At 61.2% G+C, this 4,959-nt stretch carries 2 protein-coding genes and 5 pseudogenes; 4 read left to right on the top strand and 3 right to left on the bottom strand.

What is annotated here, in order from left to right; translation table 11 throughout:
* Together EN852_RS34375 and EN852_RS34370 are read left to right on the top strand one after the other, a co-directional pair.
* Positions 1–268 (top strand): annotated as a pseudogene (locus EN852_RS34375) (hypothetical protein); the annotation flags it as partial.
* 597 nt (positions 269–865) lie between these two features.
* Positions 866–2,203 carry an amidase gene (locus EN852_RS34370; RefSeq protein WP_126097346.1) on the top strand — a complete coding sequence of 446 codons (1,338 nt, stop codon included), beginning with the start codon at positions 866–868 and terminating at the stop codon, positions 2,201–2,203.
* 357 nt (positions 2,204–2,560) lie between these two features.
* Here EN852_RS34370 and EN852_RS34365 read toward each other — a convergent pair whose 3' ends face one another.
* From EN852_RS34365 to EN852_RS43285, 3 genes and pseudogenes are all read right to left on the bottom strand, one after another.
* A complete protein-coding gene (locus EN852_RS34365) occupies positions 2,561–2,914 on the bottom strand; it encodes a transposase (RefSeq protein WP_126097345.1) in 354 nt (117 codons plus the stop codon).
* A 64-nt stretch (positions 2,915–2,978) separates the two neighbouring features.
* Positions 2,979–3,170 (bottom strand): annotated as a pseudogene (locus EN852_RS43290) (ATP-binding protein); the annotation flags it as partial.
* 122 nt (positions 3,171–3,292) lie between these two features.
* A pseudogene (locus EN852_RS43285) lies at positions 3,293–3,640 on the bottom strand (ATP-binding protein); the annotation flags it as partial.
* On the opposite strand from EN852_RS43285, the pseudogene EN852_RS34355 reads away from it, so the two are divergent.
* Together EN852_RS34355 and EN852_RS42695 are read left to right on the top strand one after the other, a co-directional pair.
* Positions 3,632–3,867, top strand: a pseudogene (locus EN852_RS34355) (IS21 family transposase); the annotation flags it as partial. The pseudogenes EN852_RS43285 and EN852_RS34355 sit on opposite strands and share 9 nt — an antisense overlap.
* Positions 3,868–4,361: 494 nt before the next feature.
* Positions 4,362–4,782: pseudogene (locus EN852_RS42695) on the top strand (transposase); the annotation flags it as partial.
* Between the last annotated feature and the right edge of the window lie 177 nt (positions 4,783–4,959).

Raw genomic sequence — 4,959 nt, 5'->3', positions numbered from 1 at the left:
GGCGCAAGTCGAGAGCAGCCTTGCAACTTTGCTGCAGGACATTGCGGTTGCGACCTTCCGTGCCTGCCAGTGCCGGGACTACGCCCGCGTCGACCTCCGGATCGACCGCTCCGGTCAGCCCTTTGTCTTGGAGATCAACTCGATGCCGGGGCTGAGTATGAACTCCGAATTTGTCCTAGCCGCGATTGCCGCTGGACATAGCTACTCGAGCTTGATCAATCGCATCCACGATATCACCCACGCGAGGTACTTCGAAATCGTTGGCTAGATGCCATAATGGGCCGACGCTCCTCGCATAGCGACGAAAGTGACTATTCCTCCCGGTGACGATGTAGGGCGGGTTGGTCGACCCCAGGGCCAGCAACCCATCGCCTCGCAGGAGCGTCACTTGCGGGAAGCCAAGGCGGCGGCTGAGGTCTACACGGGCGCCGGATGCTTTCCCGGCTACTCACCGGGCGCTCGATGGTCAGTGCGACCTCGAGCCCGCCGACTGAACCGGGCGATGAGCCGGGCACCGAGGCCAGTATGATTTTCCCTCGTGATCTAAACATTACTATTGAGGGGGAACTTCGGAGACGGGAATTTTCATCACTAAACCGGATTCGACTACTCACGATAATCTGCGCGGCCTTGCCGTTGTGGGAAAGAGGAACAATGGTGAAGCTCCGTCTGGAGACATTGCAGGCCATTAACGTCGATTTTTTTGACAACCTATGGGCCGAAGAGGATCTTCAAAAGTTGGTGACGCCCCGGTTCGGGGTAGTTCCTAGCTTCGAGAGTTTGCTATCGGATTTGCGCAGAATCGGCGCCAGAGACCTGGGCCAAGTTGCTCCGGACGCCCTAGCGCAAGCAACAGACACTGGCCATGACTGAATGGAGGTCAATCAAAACTATTGCGGCCGCACTCGAGGGCGGCAACCGGTCCGCGGTCGAGATCATCAGCGACTGTATTGCTGCGGCCGAACGGACCAATCCCTCGCTGCGCAGCTTCATTACGGTTGCCGCCGACCATGCACTCGCCCAGGCGGCCAAGGCCGATACACGCCGGAAGGCCGGCCGCGTTCTGGGACCGCTTGATGGAATTCCTTATGCCGCCAAGGATATGTTCGAAACGCGCGGGATCAGGACCACCGGCGGCAGCAGGGTGTTAGAGAACAATGTGCCGGAGAGGTCGGCGGCGGCCATTTGCATGCTTGAGGCAGCGGGGGCGGCCCTGATCGGCAAGACCAATCTCCACGAATTCGCATTTGGCGCGACCGGTGAGAACCGCTGGGCCGGAACAGTCGTCAACCCGCATGATGAGACAAGGCTCGCTGGTGGCTCGAGCAGCGGCTCCGCGGCAGCCGTGGCGGCGGGCATCGTGCCGTTCGCGCTTGGCACCGATACGGGCGGCTCGGTTCGTATCCCGGCCGCGCTCTGCGGCATCGCCGGGTACAAGCCGAGCTATGGCCTGATCAGTCTCGACGGCGTCATCCCCTATTGTTGGTCGCTGGACCATGCGGGCGTACTCGCGACATCTGTTGAGGACCTGGAGCTTGTCGTCAGGCAAATCGCGAAGCTCCCGTCGGCGACGCCACCCGGCGCGGCGCCGAGGGTTGCCTTGGTCAACGGCTGCGAGAACAAATGCGACGCGTCGGTGCACGACGCGTTCCTCGCCACGAAGACACACATCGGACGGCGGGGCGCCACATTCGGCACGATCGCACTCCCCGATCAGTCCGAGGCCCGTGCAGTCTCGCTGACAATCCAGCTCGCCGAAACTCTTGCGTATCACGGCCCTAATCTTGCCAGCGCCCGAGATCGATTCGGTGCCGACATGCGCGGCGGCATTGTGATGGGTCAGTTCCTGTCCGCAGAAAGCTACGTCCAGTGTAAGCGCGTGCTGTCGACCTACAGGCGATCATTTGCGCAGGCCATGCAGACGTTCGAATTCCTGTTGATGCCGACCTGTCCGATCACAGCGCCGGAGGTCGGGACCATCGACGTGGACATAGCCGGGCAGACTATTCCACTTGGCAGTGCCCTGACGATGTTCACTTCCTTCTTCAATCTGGTAGGCGCGCCGGTGATAGTGCTCCCGGTAGCCTCGCCGAGCGGCGGCCTGCCCGTGTCTGTGCAGATTATTGGTGCACCCGGCTCCGATGCGCAGCTCTTTGGGGTCGCCCTCAGGCTCGAGAGCGTATGCAGGGAGGCGAGATTCTGATCGCGTCAACCAGTGACTTCGAGCGTTCGACAAGAACACGGGACTGGTCTAGAAAACTGAGAGGACAGTTCTGGAGTGCACCCCGCGACTGAGACAAATTAATAGCAGACAATTCCTGAATTACAGGAAGAAACGGTTGGAAGAAAAGCCGAGATTTAGCGAACAAGAGGAACACTCCATGCTTTTGCGGATGGACGGGATGCAAATTCCGAGGGATGTCGCCCTCCGATTCCGAAATGATCTCGCCCCCTCGTTCCGAGATTTAACCGCCCCCTGAATCCGAAATGATGCCGCCCCCTTGGAGGCATGCGCTAAGATAGCTTCGGCATGGACTGAAATTTGCGCTTTCGAGGTGGCTCACGCCATCGATGTCGCAAGGCATGGAGATTTTGGCGCAGGGTTGCCAAGGGCGGTTGAGCAAAGATCGCTGCGATCAGCGAGGCGACGATCTGGCGGGTGGCGCGCCACAGCAGCGGGCGCCCGTCGCTCAAGGGGAGAGACACCCAACTCCTGCGAAAGGGTTTCGGTCACAAGCGCGATGAGGAAGTGGGCAAGAATCCAAGGCTTTGCGATCCTTGGCTCTTTGGCGGGAGGCGTGGCCAGTCCGATCAGGCTCTTCAGACGCTTGAAGGCGAGCTCGATGCGCCAGCGCATGCGATAGAGCTTGAGAACTGTGCCGGAGGGAAACTCGTCCTGGTCAAGCGAGATCACAAGGTGTCAATGCCGCTCGAATTTTCCCCAAAAGTGCCGAAGTAAAATTCCCCAGTTTCGCCGCTCAGGCTGTCGCGGAGGGGTGTCCATTTTTCGGTGGCCGGCCGCGCGGCCGCGATGGTGGATTTATTGTCGGCGGCGTGATGGAGGCTTTTGATCGCAAGTGTTCGGGCATGAGCTCGGCGTGCTGGCGGAGCCGATAACTCGATCCGTCGATCTGGACGACGACCGCATGGTGAAGCAGGCGATCGAGAAGTGCGGTTGTGACGACAGGGTCGCCGAAGACCTCGCCCCATTCGGCGAAACCGCGATTTGAGGGAGAATCATTGCGCCCTTCTCGTAGCGGGCGTTGACGAGTTGGAAGAACAGATTGCCGCCACCGTGGACGACGGGCAAGTAGCCGATCTCATCGACAACGAGCAGAGCAGGCCGGCAGAAGAAGCGGATGCGTTCCTGCAGGCGGCCTTCGCGTTCGGCCCTTGCCAGCGCGGCGATGAGTTCGGCGAGCGTGCAGAAATAGACGCTCTTTCCAGCCTTCACAGCCTCGACTGCAAGCGCAATGGCCAGATGGCTCTTGCCTGTGCCGGGCGGGCTGAGGAAGTGGATGACCTCGCAGCGGGCGACGAAGCCGAGTTGGGCCAGCGTGAAGATTCGATCGCGGTCGAGCGAGGGCTGGAAAGAGAAGTCGAAGCTGGCGAGCGTCTTGACCGTGGCCAGCCGGATCACATGCCTTCATCGCACCGCCGTGGACGATCGAGAGGATCAACCGGGAAGCTTCCGCGATCGGTCTCGATGCGGCCTTGCTGTGCCAGAAGATACTGGCGGATCGGCCGCATCCCGAACAAGGCTTCCGCGCCTGTCTTGGCGTCATACGGCTCGTCAAGGGCTTCGGCCGCGAGCGCGTCAACGCCGCCTGCGGCCGGGCGCTGGAGATCAACGCCAGGACTTATGGCTATTGCAGACTGTGGTGCAGGAGGCTTTCGAAGCCGAGAGGACGGAGGCGATCTGGCAGCGAAGAGGTCGGCCGGTGACGATCAGGCTGAGGCGCCTTAGCCCCTCGCCCTGGGGCGAACGCCGTGGGGTTGCGCCGGTCAGGCAACGCGGCGGTAAGCCGATCTCCTCGATGCAGGCTTTGGGAAAGCGCAGCTTCGCTGGGACAAGGCGGTTCCTAATGCGCTTGTCGGCCCGCGGGCGAGCTTACGGTCGAGCATTCGGCCGTGCCAGTCCTTGTGGTCTGATCTCATTGGCGCTGCTCTGTTCGGCCTTCGCGCCAAACAGCTGCCGTTCCGGGCTATCACTCAAAGGAGCTTACAAGTAGGGTCCCGTTACAGAACAAGGCGGCGCCTCCTCGCTTTCGTACCAAAGGCCCTCAGGTTCGCCGCCGAAGCCGGCGAGATCAAAAGGCGTTCATTCACTGACGGGTGGTGCTTAAATGTTCAGGCCGATGCCGTTGTTCAAAGTGGGCCGCAATCCTGGTCCGCTGACCCCAGGCGCTGTGCTGGGCGGATGCGCGCCGAAAGTTCTTCGTGCTTGCCGACGTCGCTACCAATGCCAAGCGCGCAAGGATGCCGCACCGATCTCGCGGATCGCGCTCGAGGCGGTCAACCAATGGACCTGCTGTTGATGTCGAGCGCGACATCAAAGGTCTTGCCGCCGACGAACGCCTGCGAGGACGCCAGCAGGAAAGCCGGCCGTTGGCAGAGACGCTTAGGGGATGCGGAGCGAGCGGGCAAGACTGTCCCGAAGCTCTCCGGTTGCTGAGCCGATCGAGTATGTGCTGAAGGGTGGGAAGGTTTATGACCTTGTTCGCCGACGGCCGGATCAGCCCGACCAACAACGCTGCCGAGCGGGCGTTGCGTCTCTTTGCTACGCGACGATCGCCGACCCATTATGGCTTTCAGCTCAGAGGAATCGAAGTTCGCGATCGCCGTTGCTCAGGACCTCCGCCCCTCCATCGGTCACCAGGATCGTCTCGCTGCAACCGATCGCGAAACGGCCCTCCTCGTCGGTCAGGAACAGCGGCATGTGCAGCGCCATGTTGGGCC

It is taken from the genome of Mesorhizobium sp. M2E.F.Ca.ET.209.01.1.1 (assembly GCF_004010375.2).
Taxonomy (GTDB): domain Bacteria; phylum Pseudomonadota; class Alphaproteobacteria; order Rhizobiales; family Rhizobiaceae; genus Mesorhizobium.
The sequence above is the reverse complement of the archived record's forward strand: the minus strand, read 5'-3'. Positions and strand labels throughout refer to the sequence as shown.